Origin of the sequence: Streptomyces sp. NBC_00443 (genome assembly GCF_036014175.1) — a bacterium.
Classification (GTDB): Bacteria; Actinomycetota; Actinomycetes; order Streptomycetales; family Streptomycetaceae; genus Streptomyces.
The window spans coordinates 5,266,082-5,290,152 of sequence record NZ_CP107917.1 but is presented as its reverse complement, the minus strand read 5'-3'; the positions used below and the strand labels follow the sequence as shown (position 1 = coordinate 5,290,152).

Annotated in this window: 22 protein-coding genes, 1 tRNA gene and 2 pseudogenes; 13 read left to right on the top strand and 12 right to left on the bottom strand. The window is 70.5% G+C overall.

The features are described 5' to 3' along the window. Positions 1-17: 17 nt before the first annotated feature. A complete protein-coding gene (locus tag OHO27_RS24050) occupies positions 18-734 on the bottom strand; it encodes an NADPH-dependent FMN reductase (protein ID WP_328427054.1) in 717 nt (238 codons plus the stop codon). Positions 735-939: 205 nt separating this feature from the next. On the opposite strand from OHO27_RS24050, the gene OHO27_RS24045 reads away from it, so the two are divergent. Then, positions 940-1,012, top strand: a tRNA-Arg gene (locus OHO27_RS24045). Positions 1,013-1,091: 79 nt separating this feature from the next. Here the strand turns inward: OHO27_RS24045 and OHO27_RS24040 are convergent. Further along, positions 1,092-1,229 carry a hypothetical protein gene (locus tag OHO27_RS24040; protein WP_328427053.1) on the bottom strand — a complete coding sequence of 46 codons (138 nt, stop codon included), beginning with the start codon at positions 1,227-1,229 and terminating at the stop codon, positions 1,092-1,094. A 1,214-nt stretch (positions 1,230-2,443) separates the two neighbouring features. On the opposite strand from OHO27_RS24040, the gene OHO27_RS24035 reads away from it, so the two are divergent. The 3 genes from OHO27_RS24035 to OHO27_RS24025 all read left to right on the top strand — a co-directional run bounded on the left by OHO27_RS24035 (position 2,444) and on the right by OHO27_RS24025 (position 3,571). Beyond that, a complete protein-coding gene (locus tag OHO27_RS24035) occupies positions 2,444-2,926 on the top strand; it encodes a hypothetical protein (RefSeq protein ID WP_328427052.1) in 483 nt (160 codons plus the stop codon). Between the two features lie 173 nt (positions 2,927-3,099). Further along, positions 3,100-3,321, top strand: coding sequence for a hypothetical protein (locus OHO27_RS24030; RefSeq protein WP_328427051.1), 222 nt, complete (start codon positions 3,100-3,102; stop codon positions 3,319-3,321). A 46-nt stretch (positions 3,322-3,367) separates the two neighbouring features. Further along, positions 3,368-3,571, top strand: a complete 204-nt coding sequence (locus OHO27_RS24025; RefSeq protein WP_328427050.1) for a hypothetical protein — start codon at positions 3,368-3,370, stop codon at positions 3,569-3,571. A gap of 79 nt (positions 3,572-3,650) precedes the next feature. Here OHO27_RS24025 and OHO27_RS24020 read toward each other — a convergent pair whose 3' ends face one another. After that, the gene (locus OHO27_RS24020; RefSeq protein WP_328427049.1) at positions 3,651-4,610 is read right to left on the bottom strand and encodes a hypothetical protein; all 960 of its coding nucleotides are present in this window, start codon (positions 4,608-4,610) and stop codon (positions 3,651-3,653) included. A 123-nt stretch (positions 4,611-4,733) separates the two neighbouring features. Then, positions 4,734-5,606: an alpha/beta fold hydrolase gene (locus OHO27_RS24015; RefSeq protein ID WP_328427048.1), complete on the bottom strand. Its 873-nt coding sequence runs from the start codon at positions 5,604-5,606 to the stop codon at positions 4,734-4,736. A 107-nt stretch (positions 5,607-5,713) separates the two neighbouring features. On the opposite strand from OHO27_RS24015, the pseudogene OHO27_RS43180 reads away from it, so the two are divergent. Beyond that, positions 5,714-6,043, top strand: a pseudogene (locus OHO27_RS43180) (ABATE domain-containing protein); the annotation flags it as partial. A gap of 8 nt (positions 6,044-6,051) precedes the next feature. Then, a complete protein-coding gene (locus OHO27_RS24005; protein ID WP_328427046.1) occupies positions 6,052-6,288 on the top strand; it encodes a CGNR zinc finger domain-containing protein in 237 nt (78 codons plus the stop codon). A gap of 17 nt (positions 6,289-6,305) precedes the next feature. On the opposite strand, the gene OHO27_RS24000 is transcribed toward OHO27_RS24005, so the two are convergent. Next, positions 6,306-7,550 carry an MFS transporter gene (locus OHO27_RS24000; protein ID WP_328427045.1) on the bottom strand — a complete coding sequence of 415 codons (1,245 nt, stop codon included), beginning with the start codon at positions 7,548-7,550 and terminating at the stop codon, positions 6,306-6,308. Positions 7,551-7,620: 70 nt separating this feature from the next. Between OHO27_RS24000 and OHO27_RS23995 the strand changes: the two genes are divergently transcribed. The 3 genes from OHO27_RS23995 (at position 7,621) to OHO27_RS23985 (ending at position 10,171) form a co-directional block, all read left to right on the top strand. Then, positions 7,621-8,604, top strand: coding sequence for an ArsR/SmtB family transcription factor (locus OHO27_RS23995; RefSeq protein ID WP_328427044.1), 984 nt, complete (start codon positions 7,621-7,623; stop codon positions 8,602-8,604). Positions 8,605-8,614: 10 nt separating this feature from the next. Continuing rightward, positions 8,615-9,118, top strand: a complete 504-nt coding sequence (locus OHO27_RS23990) for a glutathione peroxidase (RefSeq protein ID WP_328427043.1) — start codon at positions 8,615-8,617, stop codon at positions 9,116-9,118. Positions 9,119-9,202: 84 nt separating this feature from the next. Next, complete coding sequence (locus OHO27_RS23985) at positions 9,203-10,171, top strand: MerR family transcriptional regulator (RefSeq protein WP_443059578.1); 969 nt, start codon at positions 9,203-9,205, stop codon at positions 10,169-10,171. A 27-nt stretch (positions 10,172-10,198) separates the two neighbouring features. Here the strand turns inward: OHO27_RS23985 and OHO27_RS23980 are convergent, their stop codons facing one another. The 3 genes from OHO27_RS23980 to OHO27_RS23970 all read right to left on the bottom strand — a co-directional run bounded on the left by OHO27_RS23980 (position 10,199) and on the right by OHO27_RS23970 (position 12,596). Beyond that, complete coding sequence (locus tag OHO27_RS23980; protein ID WP_328427041.1) at positions 10,199-10,390, bottom strand: DUF397 domain-containing protein; 192 nt, start codon at positions 10,388-10,390, stop codon at positions 10,199-10,201. Between the two features lie 215 nt (positions 10,391-10,605). Further along, positions 10,606-11,463: a helix-turn-helix domain-containing protein gene (locus OHO27_RS23975; protein ID WP_328427040.1), complete on the bottom strand. Its 858-nt coding sequence runs from the start codon at positions 11,461-11,463 to the stop codon at positions 10,606-10,608. Positions 11,464-11,840: 377 nt separating this feature from the next. Beyond that, positions 11,841-12,596 (bottom strand): GOLPH3/VPS74 family protein, encoded by a 756-nt coding sequence (locus OHO27_RS23970; RefSeq protein ID WP_328427039.1) that lies wholly within the window; start codon positions 12,594-12,596, stop codon positions 11,841-11,843. Positions 12,597-12,834: 238 nt separating this feature from the next. Between OHO27_RS23970 and OHO27_RS23965 the strand changes: the two are divergent. After that, positions 12,835-15,449, top strand: a pseudogene (locus tag OHO27_RS23965) (D-alanyl-D-alanine carboxypeptidase). 197 nt (positions 15,450-15,646) lie between these two features. After that, a complete protein-coding gene (locus OHO27_RS23960; RefSeq protein WP_328427038.1) occupies positions 15,647-17,503 on the top strand; it encodes an MFS transporter in 1,857 nt (618 codons plus the stop codon). A gap of 28 nt (positions 17,504-17,531) precedes the next feature. Here OHO27_RS23960 and OHO27_RS23955 read toward each other — a convergent pair whose 3' ends face one another. Next, on the bottom strand, positions 17,532-18,371 hold the full coding sequence (locus OHO27_RS23955) for a hypothetical protein (protein WP_328427037.1): 840 nt from the start codon (positions 18,369-18,371) through the stop codon (positions 17,532-17,534). A 92-nt stretch (positions 18,372-18,463) separates the two neighbouring features. Between OHO27_RS23955 and OHO27_RS23950 the strand changes: the two genes are divergently transcribed. Both OHO27_RS23950 and OHO27_RS23945 read left to right on the top strand, forming a co-directional pair. Beyond that, positions 18,464-19,249 carry an SDR family oxidoreductase gene (locus OHO27_RS23950; protein ID WP_328427036.1) on the top strand — a complete coding sequence of 262 codons (786 nt, stop codon included), beginning with the start codon at positions 18,464-18,466 and terminating at the stop codon, positions 19,247-19,249. A 126-nt stretch (positions 19,250-19,375) separates the two neighbouring features. Then, a complete protein-coding gene (locus OHO27_RS23945) occupies positions 19,376-20,950 on the top strand; it encodes a sodium:solute symporter family protein (RefSeq protein ID WP_328427035.1) in 1,575 nt (524 codons plus the stop codon). A gap of 331 nt (positions 20,951-21,281) precedes the next feature. Here the strand turns inward: OHO27_RS23945 and OHO27_RS23940 are convergent, their stop codons facing one another. The 3 genes from OHO27_RS23940 to OHO27_RS23930 all read right to left on the bottom strand — a co-directional run bounded on the left by OHO27_RS23940 (position 21,282) and on the right by OHO27_RS23930 (position 24,031). Further along, positions 21,282-22,397: an ADP-ribosylglycohydrolase family protein gene (locus OHO27_RS23940; protein WP_328427034.1), complete on the bottom strand. Its 1,116-nt coding sequence runs from the start codon at positions 22,395-22,397 to the stop codon at positions 21,282-21,284. Between the two features lie 164 nt (positions 22,398-22,561). Then, positions 22,562-23,371: a helix-turn-helix domain-containing protein gene (locus OHO27_RS23935; RefSeq protein ID WP_328427033.1), complete on the bottom strand. Its 810-nt coding sequence runs from the start codon at positions 23,369-23,371 to the stop codon at positions 22,562-22,564. 225 nt (positions 23,372-23,596) lie between these two features. Beyond that, positions 23,597-24,031, bottom strand: coding sequence for an ATP-binding protein (locus tag OHO27_RS23930; protein WP_328427032.1), 435 nt, complete (start codon positions 24,029-24,031; stop codon positions 23,597-23,599). Between the last annotated feature and the right edge of the window lie 40 nt (positions 24,032-24,071).

Sequence of the window (24,071 nt, the reverse complement as noted above, 5' to 3'; positions counted from 1 at the left end):
GCCGGGGGGTGGGCGCCTCAGCTGTCGTACGGCCTGGCGGCCCGGCCCTCCCGCAGGGTCAGCCCCCACCAGGCGAGCTGGTCCAACAGCACGGCGGCGGCCTTGGCGGTGCCGTCCTGGTCGTGCGGGCGCCCCTCGTCGTCGAACTGCTCCCAGGCCATGTGGAAACTGACGGTGTCGCGCAGCGTGACGGCGTGCAGCTCGGCGAAGACCTGCCGCAACTGCTCCACCGCCCGCTGACCGCCGGCCATGCCGCCATAGGAAACGAAGCCGACGGGCTTGGCTCGCCACTCCCGGTAGACGTAGTCGATGGCCAGCTTGAGGGAGGCGGGGTAGCCGTGGTTGTACTCGGGCGTCACGACAACGAACCCATCGAGCCCACCGATCCGCTCGGCCAGCGTCGGAGCATCGCCGACCCCCGCGGCCTGCTCCAGCGTGAGCTTGAGCTCGCCGGCGAGGGCGGGCTCGGACAGATCGATGACATGCGTCTCCATGTCATCACGCCGCCCGATCTCGGACACGAACCACTGGGAAACCTTGTCGGCGAACCGTCCGGGGCGGACGCTGCCGATGAGGACGCCGATCTTGAGCGGGGGCTGGGACGACTGGGGGGTCCGGGGGGCCTGGGGCGTCTGGGAGGTCTGGGGGCCCTCAGAGATGGGGTCCTCAGAGATGTGGGAGTCCTGAGAGATCGGGGAGTCCTGAGATACGGGGGTGCGCGGGGTCCGGGACATGGAAGTGCCTCGATTTCGGTAGCCGGGAATGACCGCGGTCGGCCCTTGGTGGGCCCCGCGCAAGCAACGTAAAATCTCAAGTCAGCTTGAGGTCAAGCAGGACTGAGGGCGGCCGTCCGGCGAAGATCGACAAGGCACGCCGCCATCCCCCACAACCGGGGCGAACCCCGAGGGACGCATCCGCTACGCTGTCAGGGCACCTTCCGCCTTCGTAGCTCAGGGGATAGAGCACCGCTCTCCTAAAGCGGGTGTCGCAGGTTCGAATCCTGCCGGGGGCACAGAACGAAGGGCCAGCTCAGGGGGGTTTTCTCCCGGACTGGCCCTTCGCCGTTACAGATGCTTGCCACACGCGCAGCTTCAGCGCACGGTGCCTGCGGTGCGCTCCCGGTGTCCCTCGTAGTCGGGGGAGCCGCAGTGGCCCGGCTCGCGTTGCGTCTCGCCGAGCCACAGGTGCGGGACGTACTTCCGGGTCGCCGCTCGACGCGCATCTCTCAAGATCGGAAAGACAACAACTTCTTACAGATCAGCCTGATTGGGTTCTGATCTGTCTCGCATTTGCCATGCATGCGCCGTATTGGCGTCGGCTCGGCCTCAACTACTGCAACGCGGCTCTGGGCACGACGCCGACCAAAGAGACAGAACCTACGCAGGCCCCGGCAGGGAACCCTGTGTACTCAAGCAGGCCAAAACCCCACAATCACCCATCCGAGGGACCGTGAGGCTAGTCCGATGCGCCCAAGACAGGTCCTGACGGAAGAGGCGCCACTATGGGTCTCAAGCAGGAGGCCCGCACCACCGAACGGGCTTGGCGGCAAGGTCGGTGGGCGGGCACTGAGTACCAGGAGGTACCGCTATGAGTGTGACTCCGACCCGCTCTGTACTGTCAATTGCTCGCCCGAGGGACTGGGCGGCCCTGCTCATCGTCATCGTGATCGTCTATGTCCCGGCGGCGCAGATCCAGGACATCCTGACCAGTCTGATCGCACTGTCAGGAGTGCTCGTCTCGGGCTCGGCAGTCAGGGCCGTATCAGCGCGACAGCCGCGGTCGGCCATCTAAGGACGGATGGGGCTCCCACCCGGGAAGCCGGGAAGCCGGGAAGCCGGGAGACACGATGCCGTACCAGCAGGGCCTGCCGCGCACCGTTCGGAGTGGCAGTGGAAGCCTCAGCCCTGACCGGCGGATCGCCTGATGATCTCCTGAAGCGGGTGCGCAGGTTCGAATCCCGCCGGGGGCACCAGCAAGAACGGCCCGGACCAATCATGGTCCGGGCCGTATGAGCGGGAAGAGGATGAGGGCGGATGACAGCCGGCGTGCCTGTCGGCGCCCCGCGCCCGAGTCGCAGGCCGCCGACAGGCACAACATCGCGCATCGCAGCACACTCACCGCCCGGCTGAAGCAGTCGTGCACGTCGCGTGGCCGCACCTGCTGTTCGCCCACGGCCGGGAACTGCTGTGACCTCTCCCCGTCATCAGCTCCCTCAAGCTCCCTCCGTCTCCCCCGCAGAGACTGGCGGCCCCCGGCCGCCCGGCGCTGGACATAGGCATGACGTAGACCTCCCGAGGATCGTCGGTGCAACTCCGCGCCCAGGACGCACCGTTGCGCTGCATCAGAGGAGTGTCATGCCCGAGAAGGAACGCGAGATGCGATTTCCCCTGACTGCGCCCGCCGAGCGGATCGCCCAGTCAAGGCAGTCACGCTCGCCCGGCGCGTGGGTCATGGCCGGCTGTCCGTGGTCGACGTGTTCACGTACCCCACCCCGCGTCAACTTGCCGACCGGCTGCGTGCGGCAGGTTCGGACGGATCGGGTGGAGCGGACGGGAGGTGGCTGCACCGGCTCGTCGCGGATGACGGGCAGCGGATCCAACGGGTCGTGATCGGCATCCCGTACGGCGGCGGCAGTGCCACCGCCTACCAGGCGCTCGCGACGGATCTCCCGCGTGTCCTGGCTGTCGTCCGCCACGGCATGGCGCAGGGGGCCGGGCTCCTGCGTGAGGCGTCCGCCCGGTGGGAACCGCTGCGCACACCGGTCCGGGTGATCATCGGTGAGGCGGATGCGGCCACGGAAGGCTACGAGAGCGGCTACCGCGCCTGGGAACGGTTCGCCCACGAGGTGACCTTGGAGATCGTCCCGGTCGGCGGCCACTACTTCGTCCAGGACCGGGCGGAGCAACTGGCCCGCATCATCGGATAGCGGGGGCCAGTACGGCGGACAGAGCGGACCGTCACAGTCAGAGGAAATCCCCTGGTCAGCGGCGTTGAGCTCCATCTCGTCCCAGAGGTGACGGCTCTCGTCCGGGTCGCTGCCGGGGATTGGACGTGGACAGGGGCAGCGAAGGGGTTGCTCATAGGCGCATACTGGGTGCGATGACAAAGCCTGCTGCTTCCAAGCGTCACTTGCCCACCAGCCCCTTCAAGGCCCCGGTCGCGCCTGCACCCAAGCACTTCGCTGTCGGCGACCAGGTCACCCACGACATGTACGGCCTCGGTCGTGTGATCGGTATCGAGGCCGGAATCGCGGCGCTCGTCGATTTCGGGTCCACGCCGATACGGATCTTGAGCCCGTACGCCAAGATGACCAAGCTGTAGTAACCGCTGTGCCCGGTTACGGCACAGCAGGTCCCTTCAGGGACCTGTGACGAAGGAGAGACCTCTCATAGAACTGACCTCGCTGTTCTCCGCTCCGGAAGGGCAGCCCCGCCGTGCCACCGCGGCATCGCCGCCTCCGGCGACCAATCCCTTCCAGGCTCCGGACTTCGGGGAAGACGAGAGCTTCTTCTTCGACGACGCACAGGAGCCCGCCTCGGGCAGGCGTGCCGCCGGACCCCAGGCGGCTTGACAGTCGGCGAGCCGGGCTCCTACCTGCGATCAGCCGTTCATGAACGCAGGTGCACGCCCCTCGCCTCCACGTGCGCGCTTCACAGGCCCTCGGCCTCCAGCCCCTCCGCCTCCAGCCCTTCCACCTCCCCCGCAGCCCCCTCCGCCCGCCTCCGAGCCTCGCGAAGCCGGCGGTCGGCTGTGCGGGCCTCGTTGCGGGCCTCCTGTTCGGCGGTGCGGGCCTGTTGATGTTCGGTTTTAGCGTGTTGCAGCTCCGCGGTCAGTTCGGTGACGCGTTGCTGGGTCTCGTCGAGGTGCTTCTTCGCTGCGAAGGCCTGGCGGGTTGCGGTTGCCGTCGCGTCCTCCTGGCCCCGGAGTTCCCGTGCGGCCTTGTCGGCGGCCTTGCGGGCCTGGGTGAGGCGGCGGCGGTGTTCCTTGTCGGCCTTGGTGTCGCGAGCAGTGGGCCGGCGCGTGCGGGACTCGGCGGCCGGAGCGGGTGGGGCGCGGCGGGCGGTCGCGGGGGCCGCCACCGCCGGGAAGTCGGTCGCCGAACTGAAGGGCTTGGTGAGTCTGCCGCTCGCCCACTCACGGGCCGCCTCGGGGTCCGCGAGGGCGGCGTGCAGGGTGCTCTCGACCTCGTGGCGGGCGGCGTCGCTGATCGGGTGGCCCGCCTGAGCGGCCAGTTGCCCGGCCTGTCGGGACAGCTCGCCGATCAGGATCCGCTGCTGTCGGCTGAGTTCGCGCAGTTGCGCTCCGTCCAGGTCCTGGTGGGCCTGCCTGAGGCCTTCGCCGAGGCGAAGCAGCGGCTCGACCTCGCTGCGACGCTCGCGGACCAGGAGGTTGCTGGCCCAGGCCGACAGGCTCGGGCGGCGTAGCTTGCCGATCTCGGTGGCCAGGGCGCGGTCGCCGGCCGTGCGCGCCGCGGCCGCTCGTGCGGCGCGGGTGGGGATGAACTCCTCCGGTCGCAGGCCGTACAGCTCGTCGGCGACAGCGTCCAGGTCAACGTCCCCGTCCCGATCCCGGTCCCGGCCCATCAGCTCCCTCTCCGCGTCCCTCGCCACGTCCCAGAGGTCAACAGAGACCCGTGTCGATTTTCGCACCTTTGGTACCTATGTGCGGCGGCGGTCGACCGGCGCCGGCGGGCACGGGCATGGCGGGCATCGGCACCAGCGGGCCCGATCACCTCACTTCCAAGCGCGGTCCGCGAAGTCAGCGATCAGCGGGGCGATCTCCCCCAGGTGGGTCTCCAGGGCGAAGTGGCCGGTGTCGAGGAGATGGAGTTCGGCGTCGGGGAGGTCGCGAAGGTAGGCGTGGGCGCCCAGCTCGGTGAAAAAGGGGTCGTGGGCTCCCCAGGTGATGAGGGTGGGCGGGGTGTGGCGGCGCAGCCAGGCGTGCCAGGTGTCGTAGCGCTCGACGTTGGAGTGGTAGTCGAAGAGCAGGGCCTGCTGAGCCTCCTTGCGGCCGGGCTGGTCCAGGAAGTGCTGGTCGAGGGTCCAGCCGTCCGGGGCGACCAGGTCGGAGATGGCGACGCCGGTCTCGTACTGGCCGCGGGTGGTCCGGAGGGTGAGCACGTCCTGGATGGCGTCGTGGGCGCCGGGCGTCTCGGGCGTCAGGCCGAGCAGGTCGCGGGCCATCTCCGAGAGCCCCTCCTCGTACGCGTTGCCGTTCTGGACCACCAGTCCCGCTATCCACTCGGGGTGGCGTTCGGCGATGCGGAAGCCCACGGGGGCACCGAAGTCGAAGACGTACATCACGAAGCGGTCCAGGCCCAGGCGCTGGATGAAGGCCTCGGTGATGTCGGCGAGCCCGTCGAACGAGTACGTGAAGTCGTCGGGCGCCTGCGTGTGGCCGGAGCCGGGGTAGTCCGGGGCGATCAGCCGGAAGTCCGCGCCGAGCGCGTCGATGAGGCCGCGGAACTGGTGGGACCCGGACGGGAAGCCGTGCACGAGCAGCAGTACGGGGGCGTCGGCGCGGTCGGGGAGGGACTCCCGGTAGAAGACGCGGACTCCCTCGATCTCCAGGTGGCGATGGACGGTGCGGGCGGTTGCAGCAAGCATGTCTGACCCCTGCCTAATTGCTTCTTTGGGTTTTGATGCATTAGGTGCACCTTCGGTATAACTCCGCGCCGACTAACGTGTCAACCCGTCCATGTACCATTAGCCGCATGAGCGATCCCCGCGATCCCCTACCGCTGACCGGAGAGCCCCTGGCCCTGGACCTGGTCAACACCCGCACGGCCGTGGGCGACCTGCTGACCACGCCGCACGAGCTGCGGGCCTGGTGGGAGATCCAGGCCGACCGCCTCCCGGAGGCCGTACCGCAGGAAGGCGCCGGCGTCACCGCCGCCGACCTGGCCGCGGTACTCGCCGTACGGGAGCACACCGCCCGCGCCCTCGACCACGTCCGCCGGGGCGAGCAGCCCCGGCCGCCGACCTGGCGGCACTCAACGACGCGCAGCGAGCCGCGCCGGCGTTCCACGAGCTGGCGTGGGACGGGTCGGCGGTGGTCGCCGCACGGCGACGCGAGGGGGCGCCGGGACTGCGGCTGGCCTCCTGCCTCGCGGAGGCTGCCGCCGAGCTGCTGGCCGATCCGGCGGTCGCCGGCATCCGGAAGTGCGAGGCCGACGACTGCGTGATGGTCTTCCTGCCCACACATCCGCGCCGCCGCTGGTGCTCGGCCGCCCGCTGCGGCAACCGGGTGCGCGTCGCCCGCCACTACCAGCGCCACAAGGCCGGCTAGGCGACCGGAGCCGAACCTCATTCTTGCGGCGGCCGAGGTGCGAAGTCGGTGGAGAGGACTCCCCTCTTGGGCCGCCGGCCCGCCACCACCAGTCCACCCTCCCCCGCGTCCCGCAGGCTCGCGCCCACCAGCGCCAGCGTCACCGCGACCGACCCCGCCGCCATCACCGTCATCCCCGTGGCCGGCGAGGTCAGTTGGGCCACCGCCCCGGCCAGCACCGCGCTCACCCCCTGCATCGTGAGCATCCCGGCGGAGTGCAACCCCAGGGCGTGGCCTCCGAGTTCGTCGGGCGTCACCGCCATCAGCCGCTCCTGCTGGACCAGGCTCGCCCCGAAGCCGACCGAGGCGACGGCGACCGCGACGGCGGCCACGGGCAGCGACGGGCGCAGGAAGAACAGGAGATAGGGCGTGGCCAGCAGCAACAGCAGAGGTACCCCGAGGCGGGCGCGCAGGTCCTTCGGGAGGAGCCGGCCGACCGTGATGTCACCGACGAACATCCCGAACGCCGCGCACGCGAACAACGTGCCCGCGGCGTGCGGGGCGTAGGAGACGAACAGCGACTCGCAGCCGACGACCAGGCCGTTGGGGATCCACAGGGCGAGGTAGAGGTGGCGGCGGGGGCGGGAGGACCACAGCAGGGCGTTGCTGCGCCAGGTCGCGGCGACGGAGGGGCGGCCCGCGGCGCGGGGCGCGCGACGGGTCAGGCCGAGGCGGGTGACCAGGGCCGCCGCGGCGTACAGGGCCGAGGAGACGAGCAGCGTGGTCCCCGGGGACAGCAGGGCGACCAGCGCACCGCCGGTCGCATAGCCGGTGATCTGCATCAGGCCGCTCATCATGTTGAAGACGGACCGGCCCATCAGGTAGCCGTCCTTGGCGAGCACCTCGTTCAGCAGTCCCCACCGCACTCCGCCGCCCAGCGAGGCGATCAGCCCCAGCAGCAGGATCAGGGCGAACAGCGCCCAGATCGGCGCGCCCGGCGTCGCCATCGCCGCCGTGCCCAGGGCGTACGACAGCGCGATGCCCGTCAGTGCCGCGCGGGGCGCGAGCCGGTCCGCCGCCGAGAGCAGGGTCGTGGCACCCACCACCTGGGCCAGCTGCGGGCAGAACATGCTGACCGCCGCCAGCAGCGGCGATTCGGTCGCCGCGTACACCAGCGTGCCGATGGCCAGACCCCCGACGGTGGAGGCGGCCGTGTGCAGGGCGGAGGCGAGGAAGAGTGGTGTGAACTCCGGTGTGCGGAAGAGCTGTCGGTAGCTGCGCATGCGTGAGTCTGCTCAGCTCCGGAATCCGGTCGTTATTGTTTCGCGCAGACGCGAAAGGTGGCGGTGACCGATGGGCTGGTGGCAGATCAACGCCGACACCCTGGCCGGCAGCCGGTTCCTCATCTCCCCGCTCGCCGAGACCTTCGCCGCGCTGAAACTGCTGCACTCGGGGACCGCCGCCCACCCCGGCGAGCGCACCTGGCTGGACGCACGCCGGCCCGCCTACCGGACCCGCCTCGCCGCCGACCCGGTCACCGCACAGCTCGTCCGCGCCGGGCTCGGCAAGGACTGGATCGCCGACTTCCTCACCCCGACCCCGGGGGACGGCGAGACCATTGAGGAGGGCGTCGCGCGGGTGCGCGCGGCCGACCCCCGCCGGGCCCGCGCCAACCTCACCGTCTCCCTCGCCGGCCCGCTGCCCGCCGTATTGGACCGCGACGACCTGCCGGCACGCGCCGCCGCGCTCATCGAGTACGTCTGGACCGAGACCGTACGGCCCGACTGGGACCGGCGCCGACGCGTCCTGGAGGCGGACGTGGTCGCCCGGACCGCGCAGGTGAGCCGGGGCGGCTGGGCGGCCGTGCTGGACTGCCTGCGGCCAGGGCGCACCCGCTGGCTCGGTGACAACCGGCTCCAGGTGAATCTGCACGAGTACCCGCCCCGCGAGATCTCCGGCGCCGAGCTCGTCTTCGTGCCGGTCACGCCGAAGGGCGGCTGGGTGTCCTGGGAGGCGCCCGAGCGGTACGCCGTGGTCTACCCCTGCACGGGCGCGCTCACCGACCCCGGCGCCCGGAGCGTCCCGGCGAGCCTCGGCGCGCTGCTCGGGCCCGCGCGCGCCGCGGTGCTCGTCCTCCTCGACTCCCCGCTCAGCACCACCCAGCTGGTCGCGGTGACCGGGCAGCAGTTGGGCTCGGTCGGGCGGCATGTGCGGGTGCTGCTGGACGCGGGGCTGGTGGAGCGGCGGCGGGCGGGGCGGTCGGTGCTGTACGAGCGGACGGCGGCGGGGGACGTCCTCGTGGAGGCCCGGCACCGGCCCGACACGTACCGGAGTTAGCATCCGTTTCATGACGACCACTGACAGCAGCTCCCCCTTCGACGTCGACATCGATGCCCTCCAGGGCGGCACCGCCGATCTCGCCCAGTACGCGGGCAAGGCCGTGCTCATCGTGAACGTGGCCTCCAAGTGCGGCCTGACCCCGCAGTACTCCGGCCTGGAGAAGCTCCAGGCGCAGTACGCGGAGCGCGGTTTCACCGTGCTCGGCGTGCCCTGCAACCAGTTCCTCGGGCAGGAGCCCGGCAGCGCCGAGGAGATCGCCGAGTTCTGCTCGGCGACGTACGGCGTGAGCTTCCCGATGACCGAGAAGGTCGAGGTGAACGGGGAGGGCCGGCACCCGCTGTACGAGCGGCTCGTCGGCTTCCCGGACGCCGAGGGGCACACCGGGGACATCCGCTGGAACTTCGAGAAGTTCCTGATCGGCCGCGACGGCAAGGTCGTCGCCCGCTTCTCGCCGCAGACCGAGCCGGAGGCGGCGGAGGTCGTCGCGGCGGTGGAGTCCGCGATCAAGTAACACGGGTTGACCTTGCCCCTGGGGCAGAGCCGAGCGTCCTTGTCGCCGGGCGGAACAGGCCGCCCGGTGACGGAGGATGAGGCCGTGGACGACGAACTGCTCACCATCGGCGCGTTCGCCGCGCGGGCCAGGCTGTCGGCCAAGGCCCTGCGGCTGTACGACCGCCTCGCACTGCTGGCCCCGGCGCACGTCGACGAGGTCAGCGGCTACCGCTACTACCGCGCCGACCAGGTCGAACGTGCCCGTCTGGTGGCGCTGCTGCGCCAGCTGGACATGCCGCTCGCCCGGATCGCGGAGATCGTCGAGGCCCCTGACGGGGCCGCGGCGACCGCCCGGCTCGACGCGTACTGGGCGGATGTCGAGGCGCGGGTGGCGGGGCAGCGGACGCTGGCCGAGTACCTCCGTGGACGACTGTCGGGGAGGAGCTCCGAGATGTACGGGAAGTTCGTGGTCGAGACGGTTGAGGTGCCCGAGCAGGTGCTGATCACCGAGATGCGGCATGTGCTGGCGGACGAGTTGCCGGCGTGGATCGGGGCGTCGCTCGGCCGGCTGGAGTCGGCGGCGCACGAGTGCGGCGGCATCACTGCGCCACCGTTCGTCGTCTACCACTCCGACGTGTCGGTGGAGAGCGACGGGCCGGCCGAGTCGTGCGTGCCGGTGGCCGACGAGGCGGCGGCCCGGGCGTGGGTCGAGAAGCAGGGCCGGACGCGGGAGACGAAGGTACGGGTCGAACCGGCACAGCGGCTGGCCTACACCCGGATCACCAAGGCGCAGGTGGCGCATCCGCAGATCCTGGCCGCCTTCGAGGCGGTGGAGGAGTGGGTGGCCAAGGAGGGGCTGTGGCAGGCGGGCCCGTGCCGCGAGGTGTACTTCGTGGCGGACTGGGACGGCGCCGGGGCACAGGACCCGGTGTGTGACGTGGCGTTCCCGGTGAGGTTATCCGGCCGGCCCACGGGTGAGGGCACGGCCGAGCCCTCTCGGCAAGGACGGCGGGCTGGTCGAGAGGGCTCTTCCTGTGGTGCTTGTGCAGTTGTCGATCGTGCGGTCGGTTGAGGGGTGAGGATCAGCTAGACCCGCCCCTTACGCCTTGACCGACGCCACGAAGGTGTTCCACGCGTCCGCGGGGAACGCCAGGACCGGGCCCTCGGGAACCTTGGAGTCCCGTACCGCCATGGCCGCAGCGAGCGGTGACTTGACCTCGACGCACGCGCCGTTCCCTGTGGAGTACGAGGACTTGGTCCACGTGTCCGTGGCACCCTGACGAATTGCCATGTTTGCTCCGAATTGCCAGATGTTGAGTTGCTGTCACCGCGCTGCGTGTCCGGATCGGACACCGCAGCGCGATTCGCGCCAACGTTGTTGCTCGGTGGCGTGATCGACGCTACTCGCCAACATCGGCCGACGAAGCGACTATTCACTCGGCTGGGTGGCATATTCCAGTGGAGTCTTCCGCCCCGGCCTGGGGACGGTGTACCGTACGGCGCTTCTCAACGCGCGTACTCCTTGGCGATGTCCGCGATGAACTGCCGTGACTGCTCCACGTTCAGGGCCTGCGCCCTCAGGTGCTCGTACATCACGCTGTACTTCTGGACGTCGTTCGCCTTCTCCAGGTACAGGTCGCTGGTGACGCCCTCGATGTAGACGACGCTGGAGTCGGCCGCGTCCGGGAACTCGAGGATCGCGTACTGCCCGTTGAGGCCCGGGTGGGCGCCCATGTCGAAGGGGATGACCTGCACGGTGACGTGCGGCAGCTGGGACTGCTCGACGAGCTGCTCCAACTGGTCGCGCATGAGGGAGCGGTTGCCGACGACCCGGCGCAGGGCGGCCTCGTCCAGGACGGTCCACAGCCGGAGCGGGGTCTCCTCGGTGGAGATTCGTTCCTGTCGGCGCATCCGCACCTGGACCCGCTTCTCGATCTCGGTCTGCGCCGTCTCCGGCAACGCCCCGGCGATCAGGGCCTCCGCGTACTGCTTCGTCTGCAACAGCCCCGGCACGACCTGCGGGTCGTACACCCGCAGACTCGCCGCGTCCGTCTCCAGCCCGATGTAGACGCTGTAGGGGATGTCGCCGAAGGAGTGCCACCATCCTTGCTGCCGCGAATCCTTGGCCATCTGCATCAGGGAGTCGACGATCCGGTGGTCCTCCACCTCATAGACCCCGCACAGGTCGCGGACGTCGCGCTGGCTGATACTGCGCCGTCCGTTCTCCAGCCGGCTGATCTTCGACTGCGAGACCAGCAGCCGTTCGGCCACTTCTTCGGCCGTCATGCCCTTGAGCTCGCGGAGCCGGCGCAGCTCCTGGCCCAGCCGGCGTCGCCTGACGGTGGGATTGACATTGGACGCCACTGGACGTGCACCTCCGGCTGCCTGCCTGCGATTGCCACTTTGCGTATCTGCTGTTGAGCAGACTGCCACCAAGGTGCTTACTACCGCTGGGAAACGGTGGATATGCGCTGGATACACGCCAGTTCGCCAGGACCCCCGCACATGCGGCCGCGCGGGGCGGCGGGGCCGCTGCCGTCGTCCGGGCAAACGGTCCCGTCACCCCGCGCGGACCAGCGGCTCCCGAACCGGTCTCGGTGACTGCGGTGCGGCGCTGCACGTGGCGTGCGAGTGCGAGCGTGTGAAGCGTGGTGGTACGTGGCGGTGCGTGTTGGTGCGTGGTCGAGCAAGCCGGGTGCACAGCCCGGGTCATTCGGTGGTGCGGGTCGTGGACGTGCGGCTCAGTGGGCCACGACTCGCGCCATGGATCCGCGGTGCGGCTGCACCGGAACACCGCGTGCGGGTTCCGCTGCGACCCTGCCTCCGGGGGCGGCCTGACGGCCGGCCGGGGCCGGGCTGCGGCGCGGCTGTGCGGCCGCACCGTTCTGGACGTCCATCACGGCGTGCGCGACGAGACCGCCCATGGGGTCGTGCCTGATCAGGTCCCTGAGCCGGGACCGGGACGACCGTCCCTCGTTCCCCGGATACAGGTGCTTGCCGAGGCCGACCGCGTGTGCCAGTGCGGCCAGTGCCGCGGTCCGTGGGTCCGGCGGTACGCCGGTGCGGATCGCGGAATCCAGCCGGGCCCTGATCTCCCGGCTGATGGCGTTGTCCGTCGCCTGGTAGCGAGTCGTCGGCAACACCCCGCACATCTGACCGGCCACGGCATGCACCATGCCGCACCGCTCCAGATGCGAGAGGTAGGTCTGGCGCAACCCCAGCCGGGGCCCGCCAATCCAGTGGACGGCACGCACGGGAGCGCCACGCCTTCGCAGCAACTCCAACGCACAGTCCAGTGTTGGATCTCCAGTCGGCCGTGGGGCTACCACGGCGATACGATCCCCGTCTGGGGCTATCCGTCCGGCCAGCGCCAGCTCCACTAGCTGTGCTCCGGCCAGACCGAGGTCGAGCGACTGCGGCTGTGCGGTGGTACCCGTGGTCGGGTCCAACGCCAGCAGCAGAAGCTCCTCCGGAATTGTTCTGCGGCTCCTGCCCATCCATGCCTCCCCGCGTGGATGAAAGACAGGGTGACCCCTCTCACATTCATCTGTCGAGGGTGCGTGACCGGTTCGTAAGGGAACCGGTAGGTATGTCGTTCTCGTCTACCGGGTGAGTGGAGTGCCGCGCACAGGACACTGGTACATGGTTCGGACAGCGGCACGGGGGGTCGTACGGGCACGGTGTCCGAGTGACGGCTCACTGTTCGGACGCCGCACGGAGGCCGTGCGGCGGCACATGGAGGAGGCATCGGTGGCGGGCGAGTCCCCCGACAGGTCGAAGCAGCGCGAGTCGTCGGAAGAACCGACGTCGGGGAGCACGGCCCCGGTTCCCGAACCCGAGAGTCCCACCCGGCAGGACGCCGGCGAACGACGCGACCCCCGCCTCGCAGTGGCCCGCGAAGCCACGGCGCCGCGCGGCGGCGTCGACACGGCGACGAGGGTCCTGTCACGAGAGGACCTGGACGCGGTACGGGCACGGCTGGAGGAGCCGGGGGGCACCGCCGAGGACGCCGGGGGCGGGGACGCTGCGGCGGACAGCACCGAGAGCGCGGACGCTACGGCTGACGACGCCGACGGCGGAGACGCTGCCGCAGACAGCACCGAGGGCACGGACGCCACGGCCGACGACGCCGACGGCGGAGACGCTGCCGCGGACAGCACCGAGAGCGCGGACGCTACGGCCGACGACGCCGAGGGCGCGGACACGGTGGCCGACGACGACGCCGTGAGCGAAGACGCTACGGCGGGCAGCGCCGAGGGCACGGACGCTACGGCTGACGACGCCGAGGGCACGGACGCCGCGGCCGACAGCACCGAGAGCGGGGGCGCTGCGGCCGACGACGCCCGCGAAGCGGGGTCTGCGGTCGAGAACGCGGAGGCGGAGGCCGAGTCCTCGACCGGCGAGGGTGCGGTGAGCGACGGCGCCGCGGAGGGGAACGACGCGGAGGACGTCTCCGATGGCGCCGACGCGACAGACGCCGACGGCTCGCCCGCCGAGGGCGACGCTCGGCTGAGGGCGGCTGTGGCGGCTTGGGTGGCCACCTCGGACGACGACGAGGCCGAGGGCGAGGACAAGGGCGCCGAAGACGGCTCGGGTGAGCCCGCCGAGGCTGCCGACGCCGCTGACGCCGACTCGGAGGACTCCCCCGAAGCCGCCGAGGGCAGCACTCCTGACGCACCCGCAGCCGCCGACGGCGAGGACGCCCCTCAGGGGCCACCCGCAGCCGACGACGAGAGCCGCACGGGTGGTGCGGGTGGGAACACGAAGGCCGAAGGCGAAGCCGAGGCCAAGGGCAAGGCCGTCGACCAACCCACCGCCGTCTTCAAGACCGTGCGCCCCGCCAAGCAGCCCCCGGTGGACCAGCCCACCACCACGCTGAAGGCCCCCGCACCGGAGACCCCCGCCGAGCGCACCAGCAAGTTCGTCGCACTCAAGCCCGACATCAAGCCGGACGCCCCCAAGACCCCGACCCCGAGCGCGCCCCCGACCCCGGAAACGCCGAAGGCCCCGCAGCGGACGCCACCGCCGCCATCCCCCAGATCGGCCCCGAGCGCACCACCCAGCAACCCCTGCCCCCCAGGCCCCCGCTCGACCTGCTCGCCGAACTCACGAACACGCCGCCGCCCCCGGACACTCCGGTCCGCACAGCGATCCGGCGGGTCAAGATCTGGACCCCGCTGGTCCTGCTGCTCGCGATCGTCTTCGCGGTCGTGCAGAACGTGCGCCCGCTCCCGGCCCCCACCCTCGACCTCACCGCGAAGGACAGCTACACCTTCGACGGCAGCAAGGTCGACATCCCCTGGCCCACAGAGGGCCAGGCCGCGCTGGACGTCGACGGCATCGGCAGCTTCGGCTCCTCCGGTGAGCAGAAGCCCGTCCCCATCGCCAGCGTCGCCAAGGTCATGACGGCGTACCTCATCCTGCGCGAGCACCCGCTCGAAAGCGGTGACGAGGGCCCGAAGATCAAGATCGACCAGGCCGCCGAGGACCAGTCCGACGCCGGCCAGGAGTCGACCGTCAACGTGACCAACGGCGACCAGATCACCCAGCGCGAGGCCCTGGAAAGCATCCTGATCGCATCCGCGAACAACGTGGCCCGTCTGCTGGCCCGTTGGGACGCCGGTTCGGAGAAGGGGTTCGTCGAGAAGATGAACGCCGCCGCCGAGGACCTCGGCATGACGAACACGACGTACACCGACCCGTCCGGGCTCAACAACACCACCGTGAGCACGGCCGTGGACCAGGTGAAGCTGGCCAAGGCGGCGATGAAGTACCCCGCCTTCCGCGAGGTCGCCGCGATGATGTCGTACGACGACTACAAGGGCGTGAACCACGGCAACTGGAACCAGTTGGTCGGCAAGAACGACGTCGTCGGCATCAAGACCGGCACCACCACCTCCGCCCTCGGCAACCTCGTGTTCGCCGCGAAGAAGGAGATCGGCGGCGAGACCCGGACCATCGTCGGCGCCGTGGTACGCCAGCCGGACGCGGGCAGCGGCATCCTCGCCGCCGCTCTCGACTCGGGCGACCAGCTCATCCGCGCCGCGCAGGACACGCTGCAGTCGGCGACGATCCTGAAGAAGGGCGACGTCGTCGGGTACGTCGACGACGGTCTCGGCGGCCGCACCCCGGTCGTCGCCACCAAGGACGTCACGGCGGTCGGCTGGTCCGGCCTGGAGGTGAAGCTGACCTTCGCCTCCGACGCCGTACCGCACACCGCGACGGCCGGCACCAAGGTGGGCACGCTCACCGTGGGTGACGGCAGCAGCGGCGCGGTCAAGATTCCGGTCGCCCTCCAGTCGGAGCTCACCGAACCGGGCTTCACGGACAAGTTGACCCGCATCACCTGACCCGGGGGCGACACCACGGCACCCTGACGCAGCCCGCCGACAGCGTCTGTCGGCGGGCTGCGTGCTAGCGTCACGAATCGGGCAGGTCGTCGCCCACAAGGCGCAGTCGGGGAACCTTCGGGGACAAGGCCGACAACACGCGGGAAACGGGACGCGGCCAGAACAGAAGACGGGACAGTACGGGGAGTGCCTCACACGTGGCCACTGCGGAGCCGACACGCGCCGACGACGCCGATCCGGGACCGGGAGCCGGTCCGCGAATACGCGTGCCCGCGCCACGCTCGGGAGATGCACCGAGCCGCACGGAGGACAGACCGCCCTCGCGGCTGACCGCCGCCTTCCTCACCCTGCGTGAGCGCCTGCTGCGCCACCCGGTGCTGTCGATCACGACCCTGGCCGGGCTCCTTCACATCATCTGGGTCTTCACGTTCGCAAGCAGCGGGGGCGACCTCGCGGCCCAGGACGCGTGGGCCGAGTTCGTCGGCCGGCATCCGGACTCGGCGTACAACCTCGCCTGGTACGGCGGGATGCACCCGGTGTCGTACAGCGTGGTGTCGCCGTATCTGATGTCGGTCCTCGGTGTCCGTACGACGATGATGATCGCGGGGACGATCTCCGCGGGCCTGCTGACGCTGGTCCTGCTGCGCAGCCGGTCGGTGCGCAACCCGCTGTGGGCCGCGTTCGCCGGGGTCCTCGGGCTGATCGCCAACGCGATCTCCGGGCGGGTGACGTTCGGGCTCGGCACGATGTTCGCGCTGGGCGCGGTCGCCGTCGTGTTCTGCTGGCCGCACCGCTGGCGCTACAAGCGCTGGGCGAAGGCGCTGGCCGCGGCGCCGCTGGCCGCGCTCGCGACCATGGCGTCACCGGTCGCGGGGCTGTTCGTGGGCTTCGTGGCGGTGGCGCTGTTCCTCCAGAAGCGGCGGCCGGGCGCCTGGGCGCTGGGGCTGGCGCCGGCGGCCGTCGTCGCGGTGTCGGCGTGGCTGTTCCCGTTCTCGGGCACCCAGCCGATGGTGATCGGCTCGGTGCTGTTGCCGCTGCTGCTCGCCGTCGTCACCTTCTTCGTCGTGCCCGAGGAGTGGAAGACGGTCCGGCTGGTGTCCGCGGTCTACGGCCTCGCGGTCGTGCTGGTCTGGGTGGTCAGCTCGCAGATCGGCTCCAACATCACGCGCCTGGCGATGCTGTTCGCGGGGACGGCCCTGGTGGCCGTGCTGCCCTACACGGTGCCGCGCTCACGCAAGTGGTACACGGCCGTGCTGGCCCTGCTCACCTTCGCCGGGTGGATCGGCTACAAGACGGTCGACGACATCATCCACGCCGCCCCCGCCGCGTCCTGGGCGCGCGAGCTGGCGCCGTTGGTCAACGAGCTCCAGGAGGTCGGCGCCGAGAAGGGCCGGGTGGAGGTCGTGCCGGCCCGCTCGCATCGGGAGGCGTCGGCACTGGCGCCGTATGTGAACCTGGCCCGGGGCTGGAACCGCCAGGCCGACATGGAGCGCAACCCGCTCTTCTACGACGACACCCTCAACTCCGCGAACTACCGCGAGTGGCTCAAGCGCTGGGCCGTGCACTACGTGGTGCTGCCCAAGGACGAGCCGGACGCCTCGGGGGCGGAGCGTGAGCGGGAGCTGGTGCAGCGCGGCATGCCGTATCTGAAGCAGGTGTGGGGCGACGCCAACTGGCAGCTGTTCGAGGTGACCGCCCCGGCGCCGCTCGCCGAGCCGAACACCGTCGTCGAGCGGGCCGAGCAGGGCGAGATGACGATGCGGGTGAGCAAGCCGGGGCCCGTCCTCATCCGCATCCCCTACTCGCCGTGGCTGAGCCTCGTCGACGCCGACGGCAAGAAGCTCGACCCGCCGAAGGAGACGGAGGCGTCCAAGAGCCGTCCCGAGGGCTCGCCGAAGTCGTACGCCAACGTCAACGGCTGTCTGATGGAGACGGAGGAGGACGCGCTCGGCGACAAGTGGACGATGCTGCTCGCTCCGCGGGCGGGCGAGTACCGGCTCGCGGCGCCGTACGCGTTCTCGCGCGGGACGACGTGTCCGGAGGAGCTGCGCTGACCGGCGCGCGCTGACCGGCCTGCGTTGATCAGCGCAGGTCGGCCACGTACCGGTCGGTGCCGGGCACTGTGGGGATGAAGGGCGCGACGAGTTCCACGCGCCCCAGCCCCGCCTCCTCCACCACCGCGTCCAGGCCCGTGAAGTGGGCTTCCCAGCACTCCCTCGGGTCCGCCTCCAGGAACCACAGCAGGGTCAGGCGGGTGTCGACGCCCTCGACCTGCTTGACGTACGACATGCGGTCGAGCGGGAGAGGCGTGGGCCGGAAGATCGTCACCATCGCCGCCGGGGAGTCCGCCAGGCGCTTGGCAAGGTGGCGGGAACGCAGCCACTCCAGCAGTTCGGTGCGCTGCTCCGGGGAGTCGGCGTCGATGACCTGCACCACCAGGCCCGCGTAGGGGTGGTCCAGGGCGTGGAAGTCGCGGGGGCCCGCCGCGCCGTCGCGGTACACCGTGGCCTCGTGGTCCTGGAACGCCGTGAAGACGTGGGTACGGTCCTGGTAGACGCGGGCGTCGCGGTTGAGGCGCTTGTTGATGCCGACGGTCCAGCGCATGTGGTCGGCGTAGCGGCCCGCGGTGATCCAGTACGTGGAGATGTAGCAGCCGGCAGTGACCGGCTGGGCGATCGCCGACTTCTCGGGATAGCGCAGGAGTTGAAGGTCCCTCGGCGCGACCCAGCGGCGGCCCGCGTACATCCAGGGCATGGCCATCGCGCCGGCGTAGTAGTGGTCGTCCTCGTACCAGCGGTTGTAGGCGTACTCGTGGCCCCGGTGCGGTTCGACCATGGTGATCAGGGCGTGGCCCGGGTGAACTCCGTACGGGCCGACGGCGGCCAGTTCGGCGTACGTCTCGCTGTGGGTGTCCTCGCTCATGGCGTTCCCTTCCTTCCGGTGGCTTCCGTCCTCCCTCGGACGCCCATACTCTGACGCTCCGTCAGATAATCCGCCAGAGCCTGGAGGCCTTGATGTCACTGCTCAACGGCAAGACCGTCGTCGTCTCGGGAGTCGGCGCCGGGCTGGGCCACCAGGTCGCCGCAGCGGTCGTACGGGACGGCGGGAACGCCGTGCTCGGGGCGCGCACCGAGGCGAACCTGGCGAAGAGCGTCGGCGAGATCGATCCCGACGGAGCGCACACGGCGTACCTGGCCACCGACATCACCGACGAGCGGCAGTGCGAGGCGCTGGCCGCGCTGGGGCGGGAGCGGTTCGGCGGGATCGACGGGGTGATTCATGTGGCGGCCTGGGACTCCTACTTCGGCGGGCTGGAGGACGCCGACTTCGCCACCTGGCAGTCGGTCATCGACGTCAATCTGCTGGGCTCGCTGCGGATGACGCGGGCCTGTCTGCCGGCGCTGAAGGAGTGCGGCGGGTCGGTGGTGTTCATCGGGACGCAGTCCGCGGTCGCCGCCCCCTCGCAGGTGCGCCAGGCGGCGTACGCGGCCTCGAAGGGGGCGCTGACGAGCGCGATGTACTCGCTGGCACGGGAGTTGGGCCCGCACCGGATACGAGTGAACACCGTGCTGCCGGGCTGGATGTGGGGACCGCCGGTCCAGGCCTTCGTGCAGTTCACCGCGCACACGGAGGGCGTCGGGGAGTCGGAGGTGCTGGGGCGGCTGACCGAGCGGATGGCGCTGCCCGACCTCGCCACGGACGGGGACGTGGCGGACGCGGCGGCGTTCCTGGCCTCGGACAGGGCGCGGGCGATCACCGGACAGTCACTGCTGGTCAACGCAGGGGAGCTGATGCGATGAGTTCACATAGATGAACCAAGACCAGCATGCCGAATGATTTTACCTCCCCTTGACCCGACGCCAGCTTGTCGTGTCCACGCGACAGCGCCCACGATGAGCGCCGGGCTGAACCCTGGGAGGGCGCACATGAACGGTCTCGACTGGGCCGTGCTCATCGGCTATTTCGGCGTGATGGTGGCGATCGGAGTCTGGTCGCACAAGCGGGTGGACAACGTCAGCGACTTCTTCACCGCGGGCGGGAAGATGCCGTGGTGGCTGTCCGGGATCTCGCATCACATGTCCGGATACAGCGCGGTGATGTTCACCGGGTACGCGGGCATCGCCTACACCTACGGCGTCACGTCCTTCGTCACCTGGTCCTTCCCCATCGCGCTGGGCATCGCCATCGGGTCGAAGCTGTTCGCGCCGCGGATCAACCGGCTGCGGTCGCGGCTGCATGTGGCGTCTCCGCTGGAGTACCTGAAGAACCGCTACGACCTCAAGACCCAGCAGGCGCTGGCCTGGTCCGGCATGCTGCTGAAGATCGTGGACGTGGGCGCGAAGTGGGCCGCGATCGCGACCCTGTTGTCGGTGTTCACGGGTGTGTCGCTGAACCAGGGCATCCTCATCACCGGTTGCATCACGGCGATCTACTGCACCATCGGCGGGTTGTGGGCCGACGCGCTCACGGAACTCGGCCAGTTCATCATCCAGTTGCTGGCCGGTGTCGCGATGTTCGTGGCCGTCATCATGGAACTGAACGACAAGGGCATCGGCTTCCTCGAAGCCTGGGACCGGCCGGAGCTCCAGGGCCACGGTGAGCCGCTGGTCGGACCGTACGGGACCGTCTTCCTGCTGGCGTTCCTCTTCATCAAGCTCTTCGAGTACAACGGCGGCATGCTCAACCAGGCCCAGCGGTACATGGCCACGGCCACCCCGCGGGAGGCCGAGCGCTCGGCGCGCCTGTCGGCGATCCTGTGGCTGGTCTGGCCGGTGGTCCTGTTCTTCCCGATGTGGATGTCGCCGCTGCTGGTCGAGTCGCAGAAGGCGGACGGTTCGGACTCGTACGGCCTGATGACGGAACAGCTGCTCCCGCACGGCCTGTTGGGCCTCGTGATCGTCGGCTTCTTCTCGCACACCATGGCCATGTGCTCCTCCGACGCCAACGCGATCGCGGCCGTGTTCACCCGGGACGTGGCGCCGGTGCTGTCGAAGCAGGCGCGGGCGTGGGGCGAGCGGTCCGGTCTGATCGCGGCCCGGGTGACCACGGTCGTCTTCCTCGGCCTGTCGATGGCGGTGGCGACCCAGGTCAACTCCCCCACCTTCAAGGACATCATCACCGTCGTGATCAAGTGGGTCGCCGGTCTCATGGGCCCGATCGCCATCCCGATGATGCTGGGCCTGCTGCGCCAGTTCCGCCGCTCCGGCCCCACAGCCGCGCTCACCAGCTGGTCGATGGGCCTGCTCGCCTTCTGGCTGGTCAACTACCCGATCAGCTGGCAGATCGAGGGCGGGGTGCCGCTGCAGTACCAGGTCTCCATCCCACTGGCGGTGTCCCTGGTCCTGTACATCCTCATCGGCTTCATCAAGCCGGAGGACACCCCGGAGCGGATGGCGGTCGTCGAGCGGATCAACACGGACGGGGACGGGGGCGCTGCGGCGGCGGTGCCGGCGCAGGCGGACGCGGACGCGAGGGAGGACGTGGTCCGCGCGAAGGACTGAGGACGGGGGACGGTTGGGACAGGGCGGCCACTCGCACGGCGGGGGCCGCCCTTGTCGTTGCCCTGGCGGTCGGGGTGACCGGAGGGGTCGAGCCGTTGCCGGAGTCGAGTCGGGGGCGGGCCGGAGATGCTAGGGATCGGGCTGGGGGCGTGCCCCGGGCACGGGCCGGAGATGGTCAGGAACGGGCCGGGCACGGGCCGGAGATGGGCCGGGCATGGGCCCCGGGCACGAGCCGGGGTGGGCGGGCCAGAGGCGGGCGGGTGGGAGCGGAGTGGGAGCGGCCCTGTGGGCGTACGCCGTGGGGGCTGCCTCTGGTTCCTCCCGCTTGCGCTCAGGCGCGCGGATACCTCGCCAGCCACCCCGGCGACGCTCCCGCCGGGCTGTGCAGTGCTGGGCCCTGGGTCATTTCCATGGCGAAGTCGTCGGCGAGTTCGAGGATGGTGGGGCGGCCCTCCAGTTCGGCGAGCCAGGCCGGGGGGAGGGCCGTTTCGCCGTGGAGGGCGCCGAGGAGACCGCCGGTGAGGGCGGCCGCGGCGGCGGAGGGGCCGTCGTGGTTGACGGCGAGGCAGAGGCCGTGGCGGACGTCCTCGCCGACCAGGGCGCAGTACACGGCGGCCGCGAGCAGCCCGTCCGCCGAGCCGTCGGCCGCGAGTTCCTCCACCCGCGCCGGGGTGGGCATGCCCTGCCGTACGGCACCCAGCGCGTGCTGCAGCGCGTCCGACACGGGCTCGTGCCCGGGCCTCACGGCCAACAGCGCGAGCGCCCGCTGCACGGCCCCGTCGAGGCTCTCCCCGGAGGCGAGCGCGTGCACGATCACCGCGTACGCGCCCGCCGACAGGTAGGCGACGGGGTGGCCGTGGGTCTGCGCCGCGCACTCCACGGCGAGCTGGACGACGAGTTGCGGCTCCCAGCCGACGAGCAGCCCGAAGGGCGCGGAGCGGGCGGTGGCCTCGGGCCCGAGCTCGGTGGCGTTCTTGGGCGACTCCAGGGTGCCCATGGCCTCGTCACCGAGGCCGATCAGGAGCGCACGGCTGGGGTCGCGGCGGGCGTACAACCACTCCTCGCGCGCCAGCCAGCCGTCGTCCTTGCGGCGCTCGTCCGGGCCCCAGTCGTGTTGCGTGGCGGCCCACCGCAGATACGCCCGGTGCAGATCGGTCGGCGGATGCCAGGCCCCGGTGTCCCGCCGGACCTGCGCCCTTATCAGCCCGTCCACACTGAACAGCGTGAGCTGCGTGAGATGCGTCACGGCCCCGCGCCGCCCGTACCCGAACCCCAGATCGAGGAGCCCCTCGGCGCCGTACTGCTCCCGGATCTCGTCCAGCCCCAGCCCGTCGACCGGCGCCCCGAGGGCATCCCCGACGGCCACGCCGAGCAGCGTGCCGCGCACCCGGCTGCGGAAGTCCTGCTGCTCGGTGCGGCCCCAGACGGCGCCGGCTATCGCACCCACCTAGACCTCCCCGTGACAGCGTCCGTATGTACGACGGCTCGACACTGTAATCGACCGGGGACGGTCGGTTCAGGGGGCGGATCGGTATGCGGAATGTGCCCGAGGTGGACCGGAGTGGTCCGGAGTGATCAGTTATGACCCGTACAGGGCTGACGTCCGACTCTCTACGCCGCCACACCCACCGGACGGCAGTCCCGGCAGCGGCCCGGGCACGGTGAACGGAACGCCCGGTCGCATCCCTCGCAGGTCTGGAGTGGGTCCGGGCGGACAGGGGTCGGGGGGCGTGCCGGAGCGGGGAGCGGTGGTGGCAGCAGCGCTTGGAGGCGGTGCGCGAGGAAGGCCGCCGGGTTCAGGATGGGGTCCTTGGGCAGGCCGTTCGTCAGGGTCCGCCGTACGGCGGCGGGCGGGACGCCTCTGTCCAGCCAGGCGGAGACTGCTGGGGCCAGGCGGTGTACGTCACGTTCGGCCAGCAGCAGGCGGGGGTCGTGGGCGCGCAGTCCCGCGAGGACATCGCGGGCGGCATCGGGAGCGGCACTGGGTGCGGAGGCCGACGCCTTCGAGCCGGGGGACGGCGGAGCCGGGCGGGGTGCGGCGGGCCTCATTGCGGCTCGGGCCGCGGCGACGCCCGGCCTGTTGTACGAGATCGTCCGGGTCACGACTCGCCCCGAATGAAGACGCTCCTTGGTGCGCGCCAGGTATCCGTGTGCCTCCAGCTCCCGCAGGGCGGCGGCGACACGGATCTCCCCCTCGGGGAACTTCGCGGCCAGCGTCTTGATCCCGACCGGGGTCCGGGCGGGCAGCGACTGGATGTGGACCGCCAGCCCGATCGCCGTCAGGGACAGCTCGGGGTGCTGGGCGAGGTCGTTTCCGACCACGACGAACTGGTCGTGGTGGGGTTCGTTGACGTGCTCGACGCCTCCGGCGGAATGGCCGGACTCGGCGCGCGTGGGCGCGCTAGGCTGCTGTTCAGTCATTGGGGAAGCTGTTTCTTCCTCGGTGTTAGGCCCTCGCATTGGGATGCCAGTCCCGGCGGGGGCCGATTCATGTGTGCGGTTGTCTCTGGGTGACGCTGCACCTCCAAAGCCCCCGCGCGCCAGCCGAGTTGGCGATGTTCACCCCTGCGGGTGATCGACGGGGGCGGTGGGGGTGGGTTCGGTTCTTACCCCGGTTCTTTGGTCTTTGCGTCGGGAGCCGCCGGGTCACGCCCCTCCGCGATCCGGTGTCACTTCAGCCCACACGGTCTTGCAGTTGGCCGGAGCCTCATCCACGCCCCAACGGTCCGCGTACGCCGCCACGATCAACAGCCCTCGCCCCGACTCCCTCTCGCCACCCACCGCGTCCCGGACCTGCGGGATCCGGTCACCCCGGGCGTCGGTCACCTCGATACGGAGAGTGCCGTCGGTGTGCAGCTTCAGCCTGAGCCGGAAGTCCCGCCCCAGGACCCGGCCGTGGAGTACGGCGTTCGAAGCCAGCTCGGCTACGACGTGCACCGCACCCTCGAACGGCATGCCCCAGTCGTCCAGTTGGCGCTCGGTGAGCAGGCGCGCGAGTCGCGCACCCCTTCGAGTCGCGGACAGCTGAACCGTGAAGTGGTGCGTGGGACAGGTGACTTGCGGGAGGGATTTCTGGCTCATGTCACCCAGCGTGGCGAACCGACTCCTACGCTGAACAGCA

Excerpts from the sequence above, each read along its gene's own strand:
- OHO27_RS24050 (WP_328427054.1), bottom strand. The coding sequence starts at position 734 with ATGTCCCGGACCCCGCGCACCCCCGTATCTCAGGACTCCCCGATCTCT.
- OHO27_RS24030 (WP_328427051.1), top strand. The coding sequence starts at position 3,100 with ATGACAAAGCCTGCTGCTTCCAAGCGTCACTTGCCCACCAGCCCCTTC.
- OHO27_RS24015 (WP_328427048.1), bottom strand. The coding sequence starts at position 5,606 with ATGCTTGCTGCAACCGCCCGCACCGTCCATCGCCACCTGGAGATCGAG.
- OHO27_RS24000 (WP_328427045.1), bottom strand. The coding sequence starts at position 7,550 with ATGCGCAGCTACCGACAGCTCTTCCGCACACCGGAGTTCACACCACTC.
- OHO27_RS23995 (WP_328427044.1), top strand. The coding sequence starts at position 7,621 with ATGGGCTGGTGGCAGATCAACGCCGACACCCTGGCCGGCAGCCGGTTC.
- OHO27_RS23990 (WP_328427043.1), top strand. The coding sequence starts at position 8,615 with ATGACGACCACTGACAGCAGCTCCCCCTTCGACGTCGACATCGATGCC.
- OHO27_RS23980 (WP_328427041.1), bottom strand. The coding sequence starts at position 10,390 with ATGGCAATTCGTCAGGGTGCCACGGACACGTGGACCAAGTCCTCGTAC.
- OHO27_RS23970 (WP_328427039.1), bottom strand. The coding sequence starts at position 12,596 with ATGGGCAGGAGCCGCAGAACAATTCCGGAGGAGCTTCTGCTGCTGGCG.
- OHO27_RS23955 (WP_328427037.1), bottom strand. The coding sequence starts at position 18,371 with ATGAGCGAGGACACCCACAGCGAGACGTACGCCGAACTGGCCGCCGTC.
- OHO27_RS23950 (WP_328427036.1), top strand. The coding sequence starts at position 18,464 with ATGTCACTGCTCAACGGCAAGACCGTCGTCGTCTCGGGAGTCGGCGCC.
- OHO27_RS23945 (WP_328427035.1), top strand. The coding sequence starts at position 19,376 with ATGAACGGTCTCGACTGGGCCGTGCTCATCGGCTATTTCGGCGTGATG.
- OHO27_RS23935 (WP_328427033.1), bottom strand. The coding sequence starts at position 23,371 with ATGACTGAACAGCAGCCTAGCGCGCCCACGCGCGCCGAGTCCGGCCAT.
- OHO27_RS23930 (WP_328427032.1), bottom strand. The coding sequence starts at position 24,031 with ATGAGCCAGAAATCCCTCCCGCAAGTCACCTGTCCCACGCACCACTTC.